This window comes from Corynebacterium tardum, assembly GCF_046717785.1.
In the GTDB taxonomy this organism is placed as follows: Bacteria; Actinomycetota; Actinomycetes; order Mycobacteriales; family Mycobacteriaceae; genus Corynebacterium.
The window spans coordinates 468,243-489,453 of the sequence record NZ_CP177104.1; the positions used below are offsets into that span (position 1 = coordinate 468,243).

Below are 21,211 nucleotides of genomic sequence, written 5' to 3' on the forward strand. Positions count from 1 at the left end.
TCCTAGAAGCGCGAATCTTCCCACCAGCGGCGCTCGGGAACGCCCGCGCGGGAGCCGCCGTCCCCCAGCTTGACGCCAAGGAAGTGGTACAGGTTGATGATGTTGTGCTCGAAGCCCCACTCGGAGCCGGCCATGTAGATGGCCCACAGGCGCGCGGTGGGCAGACCCACCAGGGAGCAGGCCTCCTCCCACGTCTCCTTGAGGTTCTCGCACCACGCGTGGAGCGTGCGCATGTAGTCGAAGCGTAGGGACTCGGTGTGGACCACCTCGAAGCCGGCGTCCTGCATGCACTTGGTGATGGTGCCGGAGCCGGAGAGCTCGCCGTCGGGGAAGATATAGCGGTCGATAAACCCGCCCTTTGGCGTTTTGTGGTTGTCCGGGTAGGTGATGCAGTGGTTGAGCATGAGCCCACCCGGCTTCAGCTTGCCGTTGAGGAAGCTGAAGAAGGCGGGATAGTTCTTCACGCCGATGTGCTCGAGCAGGCCAATGGCGGAGATGGCGTCAAAGCCCTCCTCGCTCACGTCGCGGTAGTCCATAAAGCGGATTTCGGCCAAGTCCTCGAGGCCCTCTTCCTTGATCTTGGCCTGGCCCCACTCGGCCTGTTCCTTGGACAAGGTCACGCCGAGGGACTTCACGCCGCGTTTCGCGGCGTAGCGCACCATGCCGCCCCAGCCGCAGCCGACGTCCAAGTGGCGGTCTCCCTCCTTAAGGCGCAGCTTGTCAAAAATGAGGCGATATTTGTTCTCCTGGGCCTCCTCCAACGTGGCGTCGGGAGAGGGATAGTAGGCGCAGGTGTAGGTCATCGAGTCACCGAGGAAGAGCCCGTAGAAGTCATTGCCCACGTCGTAGTGGTCAGAGATGACTTCCGCGTCGCGCTCCTTGGAGTGCTTGGACAGGCCCTCGTGCAGCTTGCGGCGCAGCCAGGAGGCGCGCTCGACCTCGGGCACCGGCTGGATCTGGAACGCGCCCATGGACGCGAGCGAGCGGACCACGCGGGCCAGGGTCTTCGCATCCGGCTTGGTGAACTTGTCATACATGACGTGCAGTGCGTCGAAGATGCCGTAGGGGTGTGCCGGGTGCTCGCCCTCCACAGTGATGCCGTCGGTAACGTAGGCGCGGGCGAAGCCCACGTCGCCCGGCCGGGTGGCAATGTAGGCCAGTCCCTCCAGGCTGTTGATTGTGACGGTGAATTGAGCGTCGACAGGCCCGGTAGCGGAACCGTCGAAGGCCTCCCAGCGGAAGGGGTTCGGGCTGGGGACGAAGGCGTTAATAATCTCGGCCACGGTCATCGGTGTGAAACGAGTGCTCATAAAACTACATACTTCTTTCGCTACGTCGTCAGGCAGATATAAAACGGCCATACTCCGAGGCGCCTCAGGCGTCGAGGGAGAGGTCGAAGAGGTAGTAAAAACTTCAAAAACCTTGTAGGAACATTGCTTGAGAGCAACACAGGCCATGGTAGGCCGCTCGACCGAATCGCGCTAAGGACATCCGGAAAAATTCGGCCTGGCCTACACCACGCGCGCTGCGAGCGCGTATGACACGCCCCAGATATGGCGAACGGGGGCAAGACTGGTAGGGTAATGGGGTCAAAAGTGTTCAACCGTTCCTTTGCAGCGCCTGAAAGGGTGCTTATACAGCAGGAACCAATGTGTTTCCACCTCCGTGCGCGGTAGCTTCGGCCCGCAGTTGCAGCGCGGTGGCCAGGAGGATTGTGTAGTGTCCGCCATTTTGCAGGCTTTCAAAGACGCCGACCTGCGTAAGAAGATCATTTTCACGATCGTCATGATCATCCTCTACCGCGTCGGTGCGCAGATCCCGTCCCCGGGTGTCGATTACGCGACCATTGCGGGCCGTCTCCGTGACCTGACGCAGGAGTCCGGCAACCTCTACTCGGTGATCAACCTGTTCTCCGGTGGTGCGCTGCTGCAGCTATCCATCTTCGCCATCGGCATCATGCCGTACATTACGGCCTCCATCATCGTGCAGCTGCTCACCGTGGTCATCCCTCACTTCGAGCAGCTGAAGAAGGAAGGCCAGTCCGGCCAGGCCAAGATGACGCAGTATACGCGTTACCTCACCCTGGCACTCGCCCTCCTGCAGTCTTCCGGCATCGTGGCTCTGGCGGACCGCGAGCAGCTGCTGGGCCAGGGCGTGCGCGTCCTGGCGGAGGACCGCAACTTCTTCACCCTCATCGTTCTTGTTATCACCATGACCGCAGGTGCCATCCTGGTGATGTGGATGGGTGAGCTCATCACCGAAAAGGGCATCGGTAACGGCATGTCCCTGATGATCTTCGCGGGTATTGCCACGCGCCTGCCTACCGATGGCGTGAGCATCCTGCAGAACAACGGCGGCCTCGTCTTCGCCATGGTCCTCGCCGGCCTCATCGTTCTGGTCGTGGGCATTACGTTCATCGAGCAGGGCCAGCGCCGCATCCCGGTGCAGTACGCCAAGCGCATGGTGGGCCGTCGCCAGTACGGTGGTTCCTCCACCTACCTGCCGCTCAAGGTCAACCAGGCCGGTGTTATCCCGGTGATCTTCGCCTCCTCCCTGATCTACATGCCGGTGCTCATCACCCAGATCGTGAACTCCGGCTCCCCGGGGGTCAGCGATAACTGGTGGCAGCGCAACGTCATTGCGCACCTCCAGGCGCCCAGCTCCTGGCAGTACATCGTTCTGTACTTCGTGCTGACCATCTTCTTCTCCTACTTCTACGTCTCGGTCCAGTACGACCCGGCCGAGCAGGCAGACAACATGAAGAAGTATGGTGGATTTATCCCGGGTATCCGCCCGGGCCGGCCGACCGCCGAATACTTGGGCTTCGTCATGAACCGCCTGCTGTTCGTCGGCTCGATCTACCTCGCGGTCATCGCCGTCCTGCCGAACATCCTGCTGGACCTCGGCGTGGGCAGAGCGGGTGCTTCTGGCACCTCCGCGTTTGGTGGTACGGCTATCCTCATTATGGTCTCGGTCGCCCTGACCACGGTCAAGCAGATCGAGTCCCAGCTCCTACAATCCAACTACGAAGGACTGCTTAAGTAATGCGTTACGTACTCCTTGGCCCTCCCGGTGCCGGCAAGGGCACCCAAGCTGCTCTCCTCAGCGAGAAGCTCGGCGTCCCGCACATCTCCACCGGCGATCTCTTCCGCGCCAATATTGGTGAGGGCACCCCGCTGGGCGTTGAGGCAAAGTCCTACATCGACGCCGGCAAGCTGGTTCCGACTGACGTCACCGCCCGGATGGTGGAGGATCGTCTGAACCAGGAGGACGCCAAGGAGGGCTTCCTGTTGGACGGCTTCCCGCGCACCGTGGAGCAGGCTGACATCTTGGAGAAGCTGCTCGCTGACAAGAGCCTGAAGCTCGACGGCGTGCTCAACTTCGAGGTTTCTGAGGACGTGGTGGTGGAGCGCATGCTGGCCCGCGGCCGCGCCGACGATACCGAGGAGACCATCCGCACCCGCCTCGGCGTCTACCGCGACGAGACCTTCCCGCTCATCGAGCACTACGGCGACGCCATCATCTCTATCGAGGCTGAGGGTTCCGTCGAGGAGATTAACGAGCGCACGCTCAAGGCGATGGGTAAGTAGCTTCTCCCATGGCTTTCCGTCGTCGCACTAAGGAAATTCCCGCCCGCACCCCGGGCGAACTCGATGCTATGCAGGCCGCCGGCGAAATCGTCGGCCGTGCCCTGCAGGCGGTGCGCGACGCCGCCGCGGTGGGCGTGAGCACCCTGGAGCTCGACGCCGTGGCGGAGCAGACCATCCGGGACGCCGGCGCCATCCCCACCTTCAAGGGCTATGGCGGATTCCCCGGATCCATCTGCGCCTCCGTCAACGATGTGATCGTGCACGGCATTCCGGGCAGCGACATCGTCCTGGCGGAGGGGGACCTGGTGTCCATCGATTGTGGCGCCACGCTCGATGGCTGGGTGGGGGACAGTGCGTGGACGTTTGGCGTCGGCAAGCTCAGCACCCAGGCCCAAGCGCTGTCCGACGCCACCGAGTGGGTCCTCCACGAGGGCATGCAGGCTATGGTGCCCGGCAACCGGCTCACGGACGTCTCCGCTGCGCTCGAGCAGGCGACCTACGCGGCCGAGGATAAGTTCGGCGTCGAGCTGTTCATCGTGGACGGCTACGGTGGGCACGGCATCGGCCACGAGATGCACGAAGAGCCCTACCTGGCTAATGAGGGCAAGGCTGGGCGCGGCCCCCTTATCCAGGACGGTTCGGTCCTGGCCATCGAGCCCATGATCACCCTGGGCACGGAGGATAACGCCGTGCTTGACGACGACTGGACGGTCGTCACCACCGACGGTTCCCTCGCCGCGCACTGGGAACATACGGTGGCCGCCACGGAGAATGGTCCCCGGATCCTGACACCCCGCTACTAGTGGGGTAGGAAATTGCCGCACGAGAGTCTATACTTCTTGCCATGTCTAAAATTCGTTCTAGCTTTGGTGCACGTACCCTACGCCGTGTCACCGCGGCAGGCCTGGTAGCAGCCTCCCTGACGGTAGCTCCGGCTGCCAACGCGCAGACCACGCCTTCCATCGATACTCTCTCCTCCGATATCCAATCGCAGTTCAACGACCTGGCAGCGCAGTCCCGCGAGGACGCATGGAACTCGCGCAACGCCATGCTCGATTCCCTCGAGGCAGCCAACCCGCAGGCCGCTGACGCGCTGCAGCCCGTCATCGACGGCGCCGTAGAGCTCATCTTCCCGGGCCTCATCGAGCAGAAGAACGCAGAGATCCGCGCCGCCCGTGAGGCGGAGGAGCGCGCCCACGCAGAGGAGATTGCTCGCGAGAAGGCGGCCGCCGAGGAGGCTGCCCGCAAGGCTGAGGCCGAGCGTCAGGCCCAGCGCTTCGACGTTGGTCCGTGCCCGGCTGATGCTCGCATCTGTGTAGACCGCGGTGGCCGCCGTTCCTGGCTGCAGGACGGCAACGGTAACGTGACCTACGTGGCGTCTGCCATCTCCTCCGGCATGGCGGGTGAGGAGACCCCGGCCGGCACTTTCTACATCAACCGCAAGATTAAGGACGAGATATCGCGTGAATTCGGTAACGCGCCGATGCCGTACGCGATGTACTTCACCAACAACGGCCACGCCTTCCATGAGGGATCCCCGGCTTACGAGTCCAACGGCTGCGTGCACCTGACCCACCAGGACGCCGTCCGCTACTGGAACGATGTTCCGATGGGCTCCAAAGTCTTCGTCTACTAATTCAGCCGCGGGGCCATCAGCCCGCACATTCCCTATCTGCCCGTCGCCTCACTGAGGTGGCGGGCTTTCGGCGTGTCAGGAGAGAATCTCGCAGTAAAGTGCGCTAGCGGCATTTGGAAAACGCGTTGCCGCAGCGTATGCTTGAGAGCTGGTGTCTGCACGTAGTGCTTCACAAGCGTGATGCACAGGCGGGCGGCATCCAGTAGTAGACATCAAACATGCAGGTGAAGGGGACGGCGCCCAGTGCGGCGCACGCCCACCGTTCATCAGAAAAGTAGAGGTTATGGCTAAGGAAGGCGCAATCGAGGTTGAGGGTCGCATCGTCGAACCACTTCCCAACGCAATGTTCCGTGTCGAGCTCGACAACGGACACAAGGTTCTTGCACACATCTCTGGCAAGATGCGTCAGCACTACATTCGCATCCTCCCGGAGGACCGCGTTGTTGTAGAGCTGTCTCCTTATGACCTGACCCGCGGACGCATCGTCTACCGCTACAAGTAAAGACAGTAAGCCTCCTCACCCACGGACGGATCTAGGTCCGTCCTTTTCACCTCAGGCTGCGATGGCCTGAGCCCGTGCTGCCAAGCGTGCCCACAGTTCCCGGCTCGGTCCGGGCGAAGCGCACGTGTGGCGCGGGACGGATGAGGAGAAAACCATCGTAACAACCCGAAAGGACACGCCACATGGCACGTCTAGCTGGTGTTGACCTCCCGCGCAACAAGCGCATGGAGGTCGCTCTCACCTACATCTACGGCATCGGGCCTGCCCGTGCCAAGGAACTGCTGGAAAAGACCGGCATTTCTCCCGACCTGCGCACCGACAACCTGGACGACGATCAGCTGTCGGCGCTGCGTGACGTTATCGAAGCTACCTGGAAGGTCGAGGGTGACCTCCGCCGCCAGGTTCAGGCTGACATCCGTCGCAAGATTGAAATCGGCTGCTACCAGGGCATCCGCCACCGTCGTGGCCTGCCCGTTCGTGGTCAGCGCACCAAGACCAACGCTCGTACGCGCAAGGGTCCGAAGAAGACGATCGCAGGAAAGAAGAAGTAACACATGCCACCGAAGACTCGTTCCGGCGCGCGCCGTGGTGGTCGTCGCGTCGTAAAGAAGAACGTGGCCGCAGGTCACGCCTACATCAAGTCCACCTTCAACAACACCATCGTGTCCATTACGGACCCGCACGGTGCTGTCATCTCCTGGGCATCCTCCGGCCACGTTGGCTTCAAGGGTTCCCGTAAGTCCACCCCGTTCGCAGCGCAGATGGCTGCTGAGAACGCTGCCCGCAAGGCAATGGACCACGGTATGAAGAAGGTTGACGTATTCGTCAAGGGTCCGGGCTCCGGCCGCGAGACCGCCATCCGTTCCCTGCAGGCAGCAGGCCTCGAGGTTAACTCGATCACGGATGCCACCCCTCAGCCGCACAACGGCTGCCGTCCGACCAAGCGCCGCAAGGTTTAAGGGAAAGGAAGAGGTAAAACAATGGCTCGTTATACTGGCCCCGCTACCCGCGTATCCCGCCGTCTGCGCGTCGACCTGGTCGGCGGCGACATGGCATTTGAGCGCCGTCCGTACCCTCCGGGACAGGCCGGCCGCAACCGTATCAAGGAATCTGAGTACCTGCTGCAGCTCCAGGAGAAGCAGAAGGCCAAGTACACCTACGGTGTGCTGGAGCGTCAGTTCCGCCGTTACTACGCCGAGGCGAACCGCCGCCCGGGCAAGACCGGTGACAACCTGGTCGTTTTGCTCGAGTCCCGTCTCGACAACGTGATCTACCGCGCTGGTCTGGCCAACACCCGCCGCCAGGCTCGCCAGCTTGTCTCCCACGGTCACTTCACCGTGAACGGCAAGAAGATCAACGTTCCGTCCTTCCAGGTCACGCAGTACGACATCATCGATGTCCGCGAGCGTTCCCAGAAGATGGAATGGTTCGAAGAGGCCCAGGATCGCCTGATTGACGCCAACGTTCCGGCGTGGCTGCAGGTCGTCCCGGACACCCTGCGCATCCTCGTGCACCAGCTGCCCGAGCGCGCTCAGATCGACGTTCCGCTGCAGGAGCAGCTCATCGTCGAGCTTTACTCGAAGTAAACTTTCGATATCTGATCCTTTACCCCTTCTACCGGCGTCATATAGTGGGCGCCGACAAGGAGAAATTCCATGCTTATTTCCCAGCGTCCTCAGCTCACCGAGGAATTCATCGACTCGTCTCGTTCCAAGTTCGTCATCGAACCGCTCGAGCCGGGCTTTGGCTACACCCTCGGTAACTCGCTGCGTCGTACGCTGCTGTCCTCCATCCCGGGTGCAGCAGTAACCTCCATCAAGATTGACGGTGTGCTCCACGAGTTCACCACCATCAATGGTGTGAAGGAAGACGTTTCCGAGATCATCTTGAACATCAAGGGTCTGGTTCTGTCCTCCGACTCTGACGAGCCGGTGGTCATGTACCTGAGCAAGGAGGGCCCGGGTGAGGTGACCGCAGGTGACATCCAGCCGCCGGCTGGCGTGGAGATCCACAACTCGGATCTGCACATTGCGTCCCTGAATGAGTCCGCCAAGCTGGACATGGAACTCGTCGTCGAGCGCGGCCGTGGCTACGTCCCGGCTGCCGCTACCTCTGGGGAAATCGGCCGTATCCCGGTCGACCAGATTTACTCCCCGGTGCTCAAGGTCTCCTACAAGGTCGAAGCTACTCGTGTTGAGCAGCGCACCGACTTTGACAAGCTGATCATCGACGTCGAGACCAAGAACTCGATTTCTGCCCGCGACGCCCTGGCTTCCGCCGGCGGCACCCTGGTCGAGCTCTTCGGCTTGGCCCGCGAGCTGAACAACGCCGCTGAGGGCATCGAGATTGGCCCGTCCCCGCAGGAGACGGAGTACATCGCTGCCTACAGCATGCCGATCGAGGACCTGAACTTCTCCGTCCGCTCCTACAACTGCCTGAAGCGCCAGGAGATCCACACCGTCGGTGAGCTCGCCGAGTGCACCGAGTCGGACCTGCTGGATATCCGCAACTTCGGTCAGAAGTCGATCAACGAGGTAAAGATCAAGCTGGCTAACCTGGGCCTGGCCCTCAAGGACACCCCGGAGGACTTCGACCCGACCCAGCTCGAAGGCTACGACGCAGAAACCGGTGACTTCAAGGACCCGGCTGCTGAGGATTCCGAGTAAAGAATTCCGCTGAATCGTAACGGCGCTCTCGCGCCCGTTGCGCGCTCAATTAATCCGCACACGAGGAGTACATAATGCCAACCCCTAAGAAGGGTGCCCGTCTCGGCGGCTCCGCCAAGCAGCAGGCTCACCTGCTGAGCAACTTGGCAGCTAGCCTGATCGAGCACGGCGCTATCAAGACCACCGATGCCAAGGCGAAGGTTCTTCGCCCGTACATCGAGAAGATCATCACCAAGGCTAAGTCCGGCACCGTTGCTGACCGCCGCGCTGTTCTCAAGCTGATCCCGCACAAGGACGTCGTTGCTCACCTGTTTGATGAGCTGGCTCCGAAGTTCGAGAACCGTGAGGGTGGCTACACGCGCACCATCAAGCTGGAGAACCGCACCGGTGACAACGCCCCGATGTCCCAGATCTCCCTCGTTCTCGAGGAGACCGTGACCTCCGAGGCTAACCGCGCTACCCGCGCTGCTGCTTCCAAGCAGGCCGAGGAAGCTAAGGCTGAAGAGGCTGAGGCTGAGTCCGCAGAGGCTACCGAGGCTGAGGAGACCACCGAGGAGAAGTAATTCTTCCCGGCTCCACCATTGGGCCCGCGCTCACCACATTGCTGGTGGGGCGCGGGCCTTTGTCGTGCGTAGTATTTATGGCGCAGCGTGGGGAGGCAAGCTGAATGATGGTCCGTTTTAACAAATAGTGTGCTGAAATCAGCGGTTTTTAGACCCTTATTTGTTAAAACGGACCTCCGGATGCCGTCTGCGCAGAGTTTCCAGCGCACGGTATCATCAACCCCCATGAGTGAAAGCGTTCGCCTGCGACTGGACTTGGCTTATGACGGCACCGACTTCCACGGTTGGGCCAAGCAAAAGGGGGATCTCCGCACGGTGCAGCAGACCGTGGAGGAGAAGCTGACGATGATTCTGCGCCATCCGGTGGAGCTCACCGTGGCGGGGCGCACGGACGCCGGTGTGCATGCCAGCGGCCAGGTCGCGCACTTCGATACCACCCACGAGGCGCTCAGCCAGCGCAGCATCGACGGCGATCCTTTCACACTCGTCCGGCGGCTGGCCAAGCTGCTGCCTGCCGACGTCCGCGTGCACGCCTGCACTCAGGTCCCTGACGCCTTCGATGCGCGTTTCTCTGCCCTGCGCCGCCACTACGTCTATCGCATCACCACCCACCCGCGCGGCGCGCTGCCTATTCGCGCCCGCGATACCGCCACGTGGTTCAAGCCTGTGGATCTTGAGCTGATGCAGCAGGCAGCCAACGAACTTGTGGGCCTCAATGACTTCGTGGCGTTCTGCAAAGCCAAGCCGCACGCCACGACGATCCGCGAGCTACTTGCCTTCGAGTGGAAGGACGTGTCCACCCCGCAGGAGCCGCAGCTCTACGAGGCTCACGTGAGCGCCGATGCCTTCTGCTGGTCCATGGTGCGCTCCCTGGTGGGCTGTTGCCTGCGGGTTGGCGAGGGCTCGCGCGATGTCTCCTTCGCGGCCCAGATGCTGCGGGAGGACAGCCGCTCCTCCCAGATCCCGCTGGCGGATGCCCAGGGCTTGAGCCTGGTGGGCGTGGACTACCCGGAGGCGGACCAGTTGGCGGCGCGGGCGGAGATGACCCGTGGCCGTCGCGCTGCGGAGGAGACCGAGGTGCGTTAATCTAGAATCCACTGCGCCGAGGAGGGCGGCGCACTTCATCGGGGGAGGATTTCTCATGGCACGCGCGTTGCCGACCACCAAGGCCCAGGTATCCGGGCACAAGTTTCTCGTACGCCGGCTTGAGCACGGCCTGGTCTTCGGGGATATCAGGATGATTCATGATCCGCTCAAGCGGCGGCGCCGCGCGCTTCTTGGGGGAGTAGCGGCGGTGGTCTTTCTCTGCGTGGGCTCCGGGCTCATCGCCTGGATGCAGCCGGATCCCCAGCCGGGTGATGCCCCGGTGGTGCGCTCCGCCGAGGGCCAGCTCCTAGCGCTGGTCAATGGCACCTATCATCCGGTGGCCAACCTGGCGTCTGCTCGCCTCATTGCGAACGAGCCGGTGGATCCGAGCGCAGCCGGCGCGGGCTTTATTGACCAGGTGAGCCTGGGGACGCCGCTGGGGATTGCAGATGCGCCAAACCTCCTAGCTGCCTCCAGCGGTCGGGTGCCCGGCTGGGCGGCCTGTTTAGAGGAAACGACGGAGGGGGAGAACTGGCAGTCAAGCACCCGCGTGGGGACCGTCACCGTGGTGGCCCACCGCGCAGTTCCTGGCTTCGATGAAACGCACGGGGCGGTCGCGGAATCCGACGGCACCCAGTGGTTGCTCACCGGCCAGGGCCGGGTGGTGCTGCCGGAAGCGTCGAGCACGCAAGGCCGCGTCGTGCGCCGCGCGCTCGGGATGACCGCGGAGACAGCGGTGTGGGCCGTGCCGCCTGAGTTGCTCAACGCCTTCGCGGAGCTGGAGCCGCTGAGCTTTCCGGCGGCCGCCCCGCAGATTTTGGATACCGGGGAAAGCCTGTGGGTGCGCACGGAGCACGGGGTCACTCCGGTGACGCCGACGCAGGCGGAGATGCTGGTGGGCGTGGGCGCGCAGCGTCTGCCCGCGCAGGCCCAGGAGGTTGCCGCGCTTGGCGACGCCCCACCGGCCTTCAACCTCCCCACCACCCGCCTGGACTTCCTGTCACCCGAGCAGGGCTGGCTGTGCGCGAATTCCCAGAATGGCGCCGGAATGACCGCGCCGGTGACCGCCACCATCGATCTGCCGGGCGATTCCGCGGCTGCCCGCTTTGCGGGGCTGCGCGCCGGGGTAGGGGCGGATAGCGGGCACGGCTTTCACGTAGTGGCGGCAACCGGCCGGCGTCATGTGGTGGCGAACCCAGCGTCGCTCCACGCTTTGGGCCTAGGAGAGCCCGAACAGGTGCCGTGGGAAATCCTGCGTCTGCTCCCGGAGGGCTCGCCGCTTAGCCGCGAGGACGCGCTGGCGGCCCAGCACTAGCGGCCCGGCACGCGGCGAAAAGCGAGAGGGCTGCGGCCCCGGCGAGGAGCCAGCGCACACGTGCCCAGCGCGGGGAGGTTTCCGCCGCTGCCGGGGATACGGCCACGCTGCGCTCGGGACGATCGCCGGTTCCAGGGCGATAGGTCACGGCCGTGAGTGGATCTACCACTCCGTGGCCCGGCTCGGCAGAGTCCATGACGCGTGCCCGGAGCTGCGCTGCGGAATCCGCGGGATAGCGTTGGGCTAAGAGCGCTACGGTGCCGCTGACCAGGGGTGCGGCGAAGGATGTTCCTTGAAAGAGCACGTCCCCCTTCGCGGTCGCCCACCCGCCGCCGGGGGCTAGCGCGAGGGGGACGGCCCCCTCGGCGCTGAGCGGGGCGGCGAGAGAATAGCCGGCGAGGTCGTGCGGCGTCTCCAGCGCGCCGACTGCTAAAACGGTGTCTCCCTCGGCGGGGAAGACGACATCGCCCTTCTCGCAGCCACCCGACGTCGCGTTCCCCGAGGCCGCCACGACCACCACGCCTTCGTCTTCCGCCCGCGCGAGCGCGGCGTCTAGGCGGGAGCGGTCCACGCGCTCGGCGGCCTCCGGCGGCACGCAGGAGACCACGGAGACGTTGATTACCTTCGCCTTTGCCTCCACGGCGTCCTCGATGGCCGCCGCTAGCGTTGCTAGCGTTCCCGAGCTGGAGTCCGAGTCTTCGCCCGCACTGTCTTCCTGCGGCGAAGGGGAGCGGTAGTGCGCGCTGGTCTGGCGGATGGAGTATATCTCCGCGTCGGGTGCCACGCCCAGCTCACGGCCCGCAATGACCCCGGCCACGACGGTGCCGTGCAGGTCGCAATCGCGTAAAGGATCGGGTTCTGCAGGAGTAACGAAATCCTGGCCGGGGACCACGCGAATCTGCGGGTGGTCGGCCACCCCGGTGTCGATGACGGCCACGCGGATTCCCGCGCCGGTGGCAAAGGAATGCAGCCGGGAGCGGTAGTCCAGGTACTGTGCCGAGGGCGCGGGGCCACGGTCGGAAAACATCGCCGATGCGCACTCGACGTCGGGCTCGCGCGCAGCAACTGGGGGCACGGAGAGCGGCAAGAGCAGCGTCGTCGCGGATACCAGGAATGTGCGGGTTGGTACGGACAGACGCATTAGCCCAACCCCCGGATGAGATCGAACAAGCCGGCCAGGTGCGCGGCCAGCGGTAGGCAGGCGGCTAGGGCTAGGGCCTCGGCGCGCTCGAACCACACGATTGTCGTCGGCTCCAGGTGGCCCACGACCTCGGCCCACACGGGCGCAGACAACGCGGCCAGCACAATGGCGCCCGCCACCGCGGTGAGCACCCAGGTGGTTGGGGTCGGCGACGGGAAGGCCTGCCACACCCGGGCAGCGACGGCCACCGCGGCAAGGGCGGCGGCGACGCCATAGAGGCCCAGCGCCCACGCCGCCACCGTGCGCGCGTGCCGCGCAGCGTGGATGATGACCGAACCGCCCACGCCCACGCACAACGCCTGGGTGGCCCAGGCCTGGCCGGTGCTGGTGGCCAGCCACACCAGGTGCAGCAGCGCGGGGAGGCCGGCGAGTACGCATCCCACAGCCACGCCCTCGTAGGCGTGGGCGGCGCGCTGTGCCTTGGTGTCGTTATCGGTGGGGAGGCTGTCGGACACGCTCAGGTCCTGGCCCGCAGTGGGCAGCTGCGGAACACGTAGGCCAGCGATCCGGGTGGTCAACACCGGCGCACCGGCGAGCACGAGCACCGACGCGGCGAGAACTGGGGCCGGGCCCAGCAGCCCGACGAGTACCAGACCGCACCAGGCGGCAGCGATGGCACGGGCACGCAGGCCACCGAGCCGCAGGATCTGCGCCGCCACGGCGACAATCGCCACTGCACACGCCGCCGCGGCGAGCGCTGCGGACAGCTTCGGCCCCAAATCCAGCGACGGTGCGCCACCAATCAAGAACCACCCGGCCGCACCCGCCGCCACGTGCGCTGCCGCGAGCAGCGCGCCCCGGCGCGTCCACGCCGATAAGACCAGCGCCAAGCAGGCGGCGATGCCTGCGCCCACCACGGGCGATACTGCCGCGGCAGCGAGGCCACCCGTTCCGGCGACGCCCGCAACGCCCCACACACTCGTGAGCGAATGCAGAGGGGAGTCGCCGCCAGTGGCGGCCAGGGCCTCCGCGGCGTCGCGCACGATGGGTGCCGGGGCCTGCGCGGAAGGACTGAGCACCAGCACCGAGCCCTCTTCCAGCGGTGTGCGCTCCAGCGGGGCGGTCATGGAGATTGACTTGCCAGCCGCCGTGGTAGCGCGCCAGAGGATGGGGGCCGGGGAGACATCGACAAGCACGAGCAACTCTCCCAGCACCTCCCCAATGCTGGAGGACAACGGCAGGGACACGTCCGCCTCTTTGTGGATGTGGCCTGCATGAATGCGGACGGTGACGTGAATGGAATGCGCGAGTGCGCGGGTCATGGAAAATACCTCCCCCGAGAAAAATTTCTGGGCTACCCCTTGCCCATTGCCCCTCATTGTGGCTTACTAGTGGCACGCTGTCCACCGCACACGGAGGCGGTGGAGTACTTCGGGGGGAAGGACTTTTCACATGCGCGTACCTACACGCGTTGTCGATGCCGGATCGGTGGCCTATCGGGAGCCAGCGCCGCCACTGCCGCAAGGCAGTATTGATGCTGAGGCCGTGCCAGAGGCCGCTCGCGCCCAGCCGGTTCCGCTGGTGCGCCTCATGATGCCGCTGGTCATGGTGGCGGCCATGCTGGGCATGGTGGCGCTGATGGTGCTCGGCGCCGGAGATGCGCGCCGGATTAGTCCCATGAGCCTGATGTTTCCGCTCATGATGCTGGCCAGCATGGCCATGATGTTCAATCCTCAAGGAAGCGGGCAGGACCCGGATGAAACGCGCAGAACTTACCTGCGCCACCTCAAGGCGCTGCGGGAGCAAGCCCTGGACCGGGCGGCAGCGCAGCGCGCGCATGAGGAACACCGCAACCCCGCGCCGGGAGAACTTGCTGCACTCATTCCCACGCCCCGGCTGTGGGAGCGGGGAGTAGACGACCCGGACACCCTGGAGGTACGCGTGGGTACCGGGCCGATGGCGCTGTGTACACCCATTACCGTGCCCGATTCGGGCGCGGCCGAGGACCTCGACCCCGTCTGCGCGGTGAGCCTACGGCAGACGGTCCGCGCGGTGGGCACCGTGGCGGATATGCCGGTTGTCATCCAGCTGCAGGCATTTCCTGTCATGGGCATCGAAGGCGAGGACGCCGCCGGCGTGGCCCGTGCCGTCCTCCTGCATCTGGCGGTGCTACACGGTCCGGAGACGGTGGGAATTGAGTACCAGGGCAGCGGCTGGGAGTGGGTGAAGTGGCTGCCGCATGCCCGCGACCCGGAGCAGGCGCGACACCGCATCCGTGTCGTCGATGCGGGCGACGACGCTGCCCCGGCGGCATATCCAGGTGATACCCGGTTAGGGGAGCCCACGACTCTGATCGCAGTGGGAGTGAGCTCGCATTCCCCGCTGGGCCGCCGCGCGGAAGAGGAGGGAATCTACCTGCGCGCTGAGGGGGTCATGACGGTGGTGACCGCCGCGGGGGAGGAAGAGCTGGGCCGCTGCGATCCGGTGGGCGTGGCGGAGGCCCTTCTGCGGGCCCGCATGATTGCGCCGTATCACCGTCCCCCAGGCAGCGATGCAGCCGCGGCCCCGCGGTACGGGCGGGATGCTGACCTTCCTGCCCTGGTGGGCTACCGCGACGTGGATGAGCTCGTGGCCTCCGGCATGTGGCACGGACGTACTTCCTCCGAACGCCTGCGCGTTCCCCTCGGAGTGGATGAGCAGGGACAGGCGGTGATGCTGGATCTCAAGGAGTCGGCACAGGGCGGCATGGGCCCGCACGGGCTGTGCATCGGTGCCACGGGAAGCGGCAAGTCCGAGCTGCTGCGGACACTCGTGGTAGCACTGGCCGCCACGCACAGTCCAGATGAGCTCAACCTCGTCCTCGTGGACTTCAAAGGTGGTGCGACCTTCTTGGGATGCGACGAGCTGCCCCATACCTCCGCGGTGATTACCAACCTGGAGGAGGAATCCACGCTGGTGGAGCGCATGTACGACGCCATCTCTGGCGAGATGAACCGCCGCCAGGAGCTTCTGCGCAAGGCCGGCAACTTTGCCAACGTGGGCGAGTTCAACGCCTCTGCCGACGCCGTGGGGGAGTACGGCCCGCTGCCCGCACTGGTCATCGTGGTGGATGAGTTCTCCGAGCTGTTAGGGCAGCACCCAGACTTTGCCGAGCTCTTCGTCGCGGTGGGCCGGCTGGGCCGCTCACTGCACGTCCACCTCTTGCTGGCCTCGCAGCGCCTGGAGGAAGGCCGGCTGCGCGGGCTGGACTCGCACCTGTCCTACCGCATTGGCCTAAAGACCTTCTCCGCTGCGGAATCCCGCCAGGTGCTGGGAGTCACCGACGCATATCACCTGCCCGCCCAGCCGGGCGCGGGGTATCTCAAGACCGACGCGGATGCCCCGGCGCGCTTCCAAGCTTCCTATGTCTCCGGCCCAGTCACGCGCCGTGTGGCGCGTGAGGGAGAGGGGAGCCCAGACCGCCCGCCCGCGCGCGTGGAACTTTTCACCGGCTGGTCCGCGGAGGAGGAAACACCCGAAGTGGCGGTGGTGGTGGATTCTTCGACCACTCTGCTGGGAGCGGTCGTGGCGGCTGCGCGGGAGGAGGCGCAGGAGCGCAGCCAGGCGGCGCGCCGGATCTGGCTGCCGCCACTGCCGCCAGTGGTGGAGCTCTCCGCGGCGGTAGCACGTGCGGGCCAGGCCGTTCAGCCTGGGCAGGCGCCCGCCGTGGCGCAGAACCCGCCGCTGTGCGCGCCGGTGGGGCTTATCGACCGGCCCTATCATCAGCGCCAGGATCCGCTCGTCGTGGACTTCACTACTGGCGGCGGGCACCTGGCCCTGTGCGGCGGGCCGCAGTCAGGCAAGTCGATGGCGCTGCGTAGCGTGGTCGCCGGCCTGGCGCTGGTGCACTCGCCGGAGCAGGTCCGCTTCTACGTCATCGACCTCGGCGGCGGGCAGCTTGGGGTACTCGACCGGCTTCCGCACGTGGCGGGTGTCGCGGGGCGAGAGGACCCAGAGAAAGTGCGGCGTGTGGTGGACGAGGTAGCAGGCCTGGTGCGCCGGCCGGAAGGGCGCCACACCTTCCTCATCGTCGATGGCTGGCATCACATCGGCACTGCGGGCGCGGACTTTGAGGATCTGGCGGAGCCGATTACGCAGCTGGTCAACGACGGTGCCTCCGCTCGCATCCACGTCATCATCGCCGCCGCCCGGTGGACCAGCCTGCGCCCCTCCATCAGGGACCTCATCGCCGCCCGACTGGAGCTGCGCTTGGGCGAGGCCATGGATTCCCTCATTGACCGCAAGGCGCAGCAGAAGTTGCCCGCCGCGCCGGGCCGCGGACTGAACCTCAGCGGGGAGAATCTGCTCTTTGCAGCGACGTCCCCGCAAGACATTGCCCATATTTGTGGCGTGCACGCGGAGTCCGCGCCGGTACCGGCGTTGAAGATGCTGCCCGCCCGGCTGCGTCAGTTGCCGTCTCGTCCGACCGCGACACCCGGGATTGCGTGGGGCATTGGCGGTGCGGACCTGGACGTTCTTACCTGGGACCCCGACGCGCAGCCGCACCTGGTGTGCATCGGCTCCCAAGGCGCGGGAAAGTCGCAGTTTCTCGGCGTCATCCTGGCCGGCATCGGTGCCCTCGACCGGGAGGCAGCGCGGCTGGTGGTCATCGATGAGAGGCGTGCGCATCTGGGGACGCTGCCGGAGGAGATGGTGGCGGCCTATGCGGCGTCGGCAAGCGCGGCCACCCACACCATCATCGACACCGTCCGCACCTTAGAGCAGCGCCTTCCCGGCCCGGATGTAACCCCGGCGCAGCTTGCTGCCCGCAGCTGGTGGGACGGCCCCGACATCTACCTGGTCATTGATGACCTAGACCTGGTCAGTGAGATTGCGCTGGCGCCCCTCCTGGAGATCCTGCCGCACGCCCGCGACGTGGGGCTGCACATGGTGCTGGCGCGCAAGTCCGGCGGCATTGGGCGCGCGCTCTTCGGGCAGTTCCTGTCCGCGGTCCGTGACCTGCAGCCGGCGCTGTTGCTTCTCGACGCCGACCGGGACGAAGGCGCCATCTTCGGCATCAAACCCCAGACCCTGCCTCCTGGGCGCGGCCAGTGGGTGGTGCGCGGCACCGCCCACGGCCTGGCCCAGGTGTATTTCCCCGACAACGACACGACTAACCCGACAGGAGACCACTCATGACTACGACCCATGCACTGCGCACCCCGGCCGAATCTTCCACCACGACGACGTTGACCGTCACGGTTCTCGACGCCGCCACCATCTACGAGGGGCCCGAAACCGTCTACCGCTACGACCTGCCCGGCACCGGCATTGTCGACGGCTGGGCGCTCGAACCCGTCCTGGACCAGATGGAAAAGGTCTGCGACACCGAGTGGCCCGACGTGGAGGTTGAGGTGGTGGCGGATCCCTCCGGCACCGAGAAGACACTGAAGGCGGTGGAGATTGTGCGCCGGCAGCTTTCCGCTACCGGAGTAACGGTGCTCGAGCCTGAACCACTCGAGCCACCCGCGCCAGCGCATACCGTTCGCAGTGCCTCGCCCGCCCCAACCAGGCAGGAGGAAAGCCCAGACGCGGTATCCGTGGAGCGTCCTCGCTCGCACCGTCGCCGCACAGGCACGCCGGCGTGGATCCCTAGTGGCATCGATCCCTTCTACATCGCCATCGCCGTAATGGTCGTGCTCGTGGCCGGGGTGTCCTGGTGGGCGGTGGGGCGCAAGGACTCTGCCTCGGCCGCCTCTGAGGCACCGGCCAGTGCCGCGCCCGCAGCAGACACAGAAGACGAGGCGGGAGGACCACCAACTACTGAACCCGCCGGCTCAGACGGAAAAGATGCGCCTGGCGCCGGTGACACGGGCCTGCGCCCTGGACAACAGGCCATTGAGGTTGAAGGTATGTCGCTGGTGCTGCCGCAAGGATTCCGCACGAGCGTAGAAGACGGCCTGGTCACCGCTACCGGGGAGGACCCGAATTTGCGCATCCTGCTCGCCGCCGACCCGTTATTCAACGTGCCCGTGGACGCCCTCTTTGGCGAAATCAAGGCCCAAATTGATGCGGACCCAGCCCTCAAGGACCCCTCCGAAGATGCCGGCCGGCTCACCTACACCGAGGACCCCGGGGACGGCTCCCGCGTGACGTGGCTGATGTGGGAGGACAAGGGCCACCAGATGTCGGTGGGCTGCCACACCAAGTTTGAGCCCAACGTGGTGCAAAAGGCAGCGTGCCGCATGGCGGCGGAGTCCCTAGTCAAACAGTAATCGCGCAGGGAAGGGCAGAGAAAGCGAAAAAGTTGGACGGCGCCGGGAACCGATTGCGGTCAGCTCCAGTCCAATAAAGGTGAGAAGGACAACAGGGTGCTTCTCGGGGGAGACACACAGTTGGGGCCCCACAGTTTAAGCCCACAGTCACAGAAAGGGACAGAAAGATTATGACTCAGACTTTCCGCACTGAAGCCGATGTCATGGTGGCCACCGCCGGCCGCGTTGATTCTACGAACGATGAAGTACAGGGTGAGCTCACCCGCCTGCAGGGTGTTGTGGACTCGGTCCGCGCCAGCTGGTCCGGACGCGCACAGGTTTCCTTTGACAACCTCATGCAGCGCTACAACACCTCCGCGCAGCAGCTGCGTGAGGCACTGACCGCCATCAGTGACAACATCCGTGACAACGCCCGCAACTTCGACACCGTCGAGGCAGACAACGCCCAGTCCTTCGACAACGTCGGCGGAGCAGGCCTGGCGCTCTAAGAAACGCCGAACGCACCACCTATTTCACGCACATCCACCGTCACGAGACATCTACGAGATAAAGGAAGACGCAATGTCAGGAATTAAGTACCAGTTTGGCGCCATCGCCGGCGCCGCCGCCGACATCAACTCCACCTCCGGCCGCATCAACGGGCTCCTCGGCGACCTGAAGGCCACCTTGCAGCCCATGGTCTCCACCTGGGAGGGCGAATCCGCCTCCGCCTACAACGCCGCACAGGCCAAATGGGACAAGGCCGCAGCGGAGCTCAACACCGTGCTGGCCACCATCTCCTCCACGGTTTCCCAGGGCAACGACAACATGAGCGACGTCAACCGTCGCGCAGCTGCCAGCTGGGGCTAAGCACTCTGCACAACGCGCTTCTTCTGCAGCCACGGTGGGCTTTAAACATTCACTGTGTTGAGCGGTCAGCGGTGTGGAGAGGAAAGAGACGGACGCACACTCTTTCTTTCACCTACACCGAAGCTACCGAGGCTTCTCAGACTGCTGAGGCCACCGAGGCTGCGGAAGGCGCCGGTATCGCTTCTCGTCAACGTTTCTGACTCCGCTTCCCCCAATCCCCGAACTGGCGGGGGAGGAAGCGTTGGCGGGGGGCGATATCGGCGTTTTGGGTTTTAACCTGCTGCGTACTAGGGTGAGACACCTATGTGTCCGCGCCTTTTACAGGCGCACGCGTGCTGCAGGTCTCCACCGGCCGCTGTATGTACCGCGTAGGGGCTTACATAGCGTTGGCCGGCAGTTCCGAGACAGACTTTCAAGGAGTCATTTTGTCTACTTTCCACCCGAAGAGCGGTGACATCACCCGCAAGTGGTACGTCATCGACGCTACCGACGTGGTTCTGGGCAAGCTTGCTTCCACCGTGGCTGACATGCTGCGCGGTAAGCACAAGCCCCAGTTCGCACCGAACGTTGATTGCGGCGACCACATCATCATCCTGAACGCGGACAAGATCCACGTGTCCTCCAACAAGCGCGAGCGCGAGATGCGCTACCGCCACTCCGGTTACCCGGGCGGCCTGAAGTCCATGACCCTTGGTCAGTCCTTGGACGCCAACCCGGTTCGCGTTATCGAGGAAGCTGTCAAGGGCATGATGCCCCACAACAAGCTTTCCAACGCCTCCATCAAGAAGCTGCACGTTTTCGTGGGCGAGGAGCACCCGTACGCCGGCCAGAAGCCGGAAACCCTTGAGTTGAAGCAGGTGGCACAGTAATGACCGAGCAGAACATCGACAACAATGTAGCCGACGCTGCCGACATCGCTGCAGCAACTGCCGCTACCGAGGAGTTCACCAACACCATCGGTGATTCCCTGGCACCGGAGACCGACGCAGAGGCTGAGACCGCTGCTCCGGCCATCCACGAGGGCCCGATCCAGACCGTCGGTCGCCGTAAGCGCGCCGTCGCTCGTGTTCGCCTCGTTGCCGGTTCCGGCAACATCTCCGTCAACGGCCGTGCCTTTGACGAGTACTTCCCGAACAAGCTGCACCAGCAGGACATCCTCACTCCGCTGACCCTGCTGGAGCGGGATGGCCAGTTCGACATCAAGGTCACCGTCAACGGTGGTGGCCCGACCGGTCAGGCCGGCGCCCTGCGTCTGGCTATCGCCCGCGCACTGAACGTCTACAACCCGGCTGACCGCCCGGCCCTCAAGAAGGCTGGCCTGCTCACCCGTGACGCTCGTGCCGTGGAGCGCAAGAAGGCTGGTCTGCACAAGGCACGTCGTGCCCCGCAGTACTCCAAGCGTTAATCTTCGCGCACTGCATTTTTCGAAAGCCACTGCTTCCTTCGCTGGAGGCGGTGGCTTTCGCCGTTCTCACCCCATAGACGAGCTATAGTGCCGGGTGCTGTCACCTGCTTATTAGTGTTTGCCCATTTCATGGGGGTTTAAACAGCAGGCTTGGGGAAGGTGCGGCTCCCGATCTGCGCTAGGCAGGACCCAGAAGGCATAATT

At 64.6% G+C, this 21,211-nt stretch carries 21 protein-coding genes; 18 read left to right on the forward strand and 3 right to left on the reverse strand.

What is annotated here, in order from left to right; translation table 11 throughout:
• Window positions 1-2 precede the first annotated feature (2 nt).
• Window positions 3-1,310, reverse strand: a complete 1,308-nt coding sequence (locus ACLI1P_RS02290) for a class I SAM-dependent methyltransferase (protein ID WP_411709304.1) — start codon at window positions 1,308-1,310, stop codon at window positions 3-5.
• Between the two features lie 409 nt (window positions 1,311-1,719).
• Here ACLI1P_RS02290 and secY point away from each other — a divergent pair, with 409 nt between their 5' ends.
• From secY to eccB, 12 genes are all read left to right on the forward strand, one after another.
• Window positions 1,720-3,045, forward strand: coding sequence for a preprotein translocase subunit SecY (gene secY / locus ACLI1P_RS02295; RefSeq protein ID WP_411709305.1), 1,326 nt, complete (start codon window positions 1,720-1,722; stop codon window positions 3,043-3,045).
• The gene (locus tag ACLI1P_RS02300; protein WP_408932036.1) at window positions 3,045-3,590 is read left to right on the forward strand and encodes an adenylate kinase; all 546 of its coding nucleotides are present in this window, start codon (window positions 3,045-3,047) and stop codon (window positions 3,588-3,590) included. The genes secY and ACLI1P_RS02300 overlap by 1 nt, the downstream gene beginning before the upstream one ends.
• Before the next feature lie 8 nt (window positions 3,591-3,598).
• A complete protein-coding gene (map, locus tag ACLI1P_RS02305) occupies window positions 3,599-4,393 on the forward strand; it encodes a type I methionyl aminopeptidase (protein WP_408932035.1) in 795 nt (264 codons plus the stop codon).
• Window positions 4,394-4,434: 41 nt separating this feature from the next.
• On the forward strand, window positions 4,435-5,226 hold the full coding sequence (locus ACLI1P_RS02310; RefSeq protein ID WP_411709306.1) for a L,D-transpeptidase family protein: 792 nt from the start codon (window positions 4,435-4,437) through the stop codon (window positions 5,224-5,226).
• A 283-nt stretch (window positions 5,227-5,509) separates the two neighbouring features.
• Window positions 5,510-5,728, forward strand: a complete 219-nt coding sequence (gene infA / locus ACLI1P_RS02315) for a translation initiation factor IF-1 (protein ID WP_003854422.1) — start codon at window positions 5,510-5,512, stop codon at window positions 5,726-5,728.
• 182 nt (window positions 5,729-5,910) lie between these two features.
• A complete protein-coding gene (gene rpsM, locus ACLI1P_RS02320) occupies window positions 5,911-6,279 on the forward strand; it encodes a 30S ribosomal protein S13 (protein WP_010189542.1) in 369 nt (122 codons plus the stop codon).
• Window positions 6,280-6,282: 3 nt separating this feature from the next.
• Window positions 6,283-6,687 carry a 30S ribosomal protein S11 gene (gene rpsK, locus ACLI1P_RS02325; protein ID WP_039673766.1) on the forward strand — a complete coding sequence of 135 codons (405 nt, stop codon included), beginning with the start codon at window positions 6,283-6,285 and terminating at the stop codon, window positions 6,685-6,687.
• A 21-nt stretch (window positions 6,688-6,708) separates the two neighbouring features.
• Window positions 6,709-7,314: a 30S ribosomal protein S4 gene (gene rpsD, locus ACLI1P_RS02330; RefSeq protein WP_408930078.1), complete on the forward strand. Its 606-nt coding sequence runs from the start codon at window positions 6,709-6,711 to the stop codon at window positions 7,312-7,314.
• Window positions 7,315-7,383: 69 nt separating this feature from the next.
• Entirely contained in the window at window positions 7,384-8,394 is a 1,011-nt protein-coding gene (locus ACLI1P_RS02335; protein ID WP_408930079.1) for a DNA-directed RNA polymerase subunit alpha, read from the forward strand.
• Between the two features lie 74 nt (window positions 8,395-8,468).
• Window positions 8,469-8,957, forward strand: a complete 489-nt coding sequence (gene rplQ / locus ACLI1P_RS02340) for a 50S ribosomal protein L17 (protein WP_408930080.1) — start codon at window positions 8,469-8,471, stop codon at window positions 8,955-8,957.
• 225 nt (window positions 8,958-9,182) lie between these two features.
• On the forward strand, window positions 9,183-10,043 hold the full coding sequence (gene truA, locus ACLI1P_RS02345; RefSeq protein ID WP_411709307.1) for a tRNA pseudouridine(38-40) synthase TruA: 861 nt from the start codon (window positions 9,183-9,185) through the stop codon (window positions 10,041-10,043).
• A 55-nt stretch (window positions 10,044-10,098) separates the two neighbouring features.
• On the forward strand, window positions 10,099-11,358 hold the full coding sequence (gene eccB, locus ACLI1P_RS02350) for a type VII secretion protein EccB (RefSeq protein ID WP_411709308.1): 1,260 nt from the start codon (window positions 10,099-10,101) through the stop codon (window positions 11,356-11,358).
• Here the strand turns inward: eccB and ACLI1P_RS02355 are convergent.
• Entirely contained in the window at window positions 11,324-12,499 is a 1,176-nt protein-coding gene (locus ACLI1P_RS02355) for a S8 family serine peptidase (RefSeq protein ID WP_411709309.1), read from the reverse strand. The two genes, eccB and ACLI1P_RS02355, sit on opposite strands and share 35 nt — an antisense overlap.
• On the reverse strand, window positions 12,499-13,821 hold the full coding sequence (gene eccD / locus ACLI1P_RS02360; protein WP_411709310.1) for a type VII secretion integral membrane protein EccD: 1,323 nt from the start codon (window positions 13,819-13,821) through the stop codon (window positions 12,499-12,501). The genes ACLI1P_RS02355 and eccD overlap by 1 nt, the downstream gene beginning before the upstream one ends.
• Before the next feature lie 130 nt (window positions 13,822-13,951).
• On the opposite strand from eccD, the gene eccCa reads away from it, so the two are divergent.
• The 6 genes from eccCa (at window position 13,952) to rpsI (ending at window position 21,007) form a co-directional block, all read left to right on the forward strand.
• On the forward strand, window positions 13,952-17,677 hold the full coding sequence (gene eccCa / locus ACLI1P_RS02365) for a type VII secretion protein EccCa (protein WP_411709311.1): 3,726 nt from the start codon (window positions 13,952-13,954) through the stop codon (window positions 17,675-17,677).
• Window positions 17,674-18,753 carry a type VII secretion-associated protein gene (locus tag ACLI1P_RS02370; RefSeq protein WP_411709312.1) on the forward strand — a complete coding sequence of 360 codons (1,080 nt, stop codon included), beginning with the start codon at window positions 17,674-17,676 and terminating at the stop codon, window positions 18,751-18,753. The genes eccCa and ACLI1P_RS02370 overlap by 4 nt, the downstream gene beginning before the upstream one ends.
• A gap of 170 nt (window positions 18,754-18,923) precedes the next feature.
• Complete coding sequence (locus ACLI1P_RS02375; protein WP_296134474.1) at window positions 18,924-19,241, forward strand: WXG100 family type VII secretion target; 318 nt, start codon at window positions 18,924-18,926, stop codon at window positions 19,239-19,241.
• A gap of 73 nt (window positions 19,242-19,314) precedes the next feature.
• Window positions 19,315-19,602, forward strand: coding sequence for a WXG100 family type VII secretion target (locus tag ACLI1P_RS02380; protein WP_296134475.1), 288 nt, complete (start codon window positions 19,315-19,317; stop codon window positions 19,600-19,602).
• 425 nt (window positions 19,603-20,027) lie between these two features.
• Window positions 20,028-20,471: a 50S ribosomal protein L13 gene (gene rplM / locus ACLI1P_RS02385; protein WP_408930086.1), complete on the forward strand. Its 444-nt coding sequence runs from the start codon at window positions 20,028-20,030 to the stop codon at window positions 20,469-20,471.
• Window positions 20,471-21,007 (forward strand): 30S ribosomal protein S9, encoded by a 537-nt coding sequence (gene rpsI, locus ACLI1P_RS02390; RefSeq protein ID WP_408930087.1) that lies wholly within the window; start codon window positions 20,471-20,473, stop codon window positions 21,005-21,007. The genes rplM and rpsI overlap by 1 nt, the downstream gene beginning before the upstream one ends.
• Window positions 21,008-21,211: the final 204 nt, after the last annotated feature.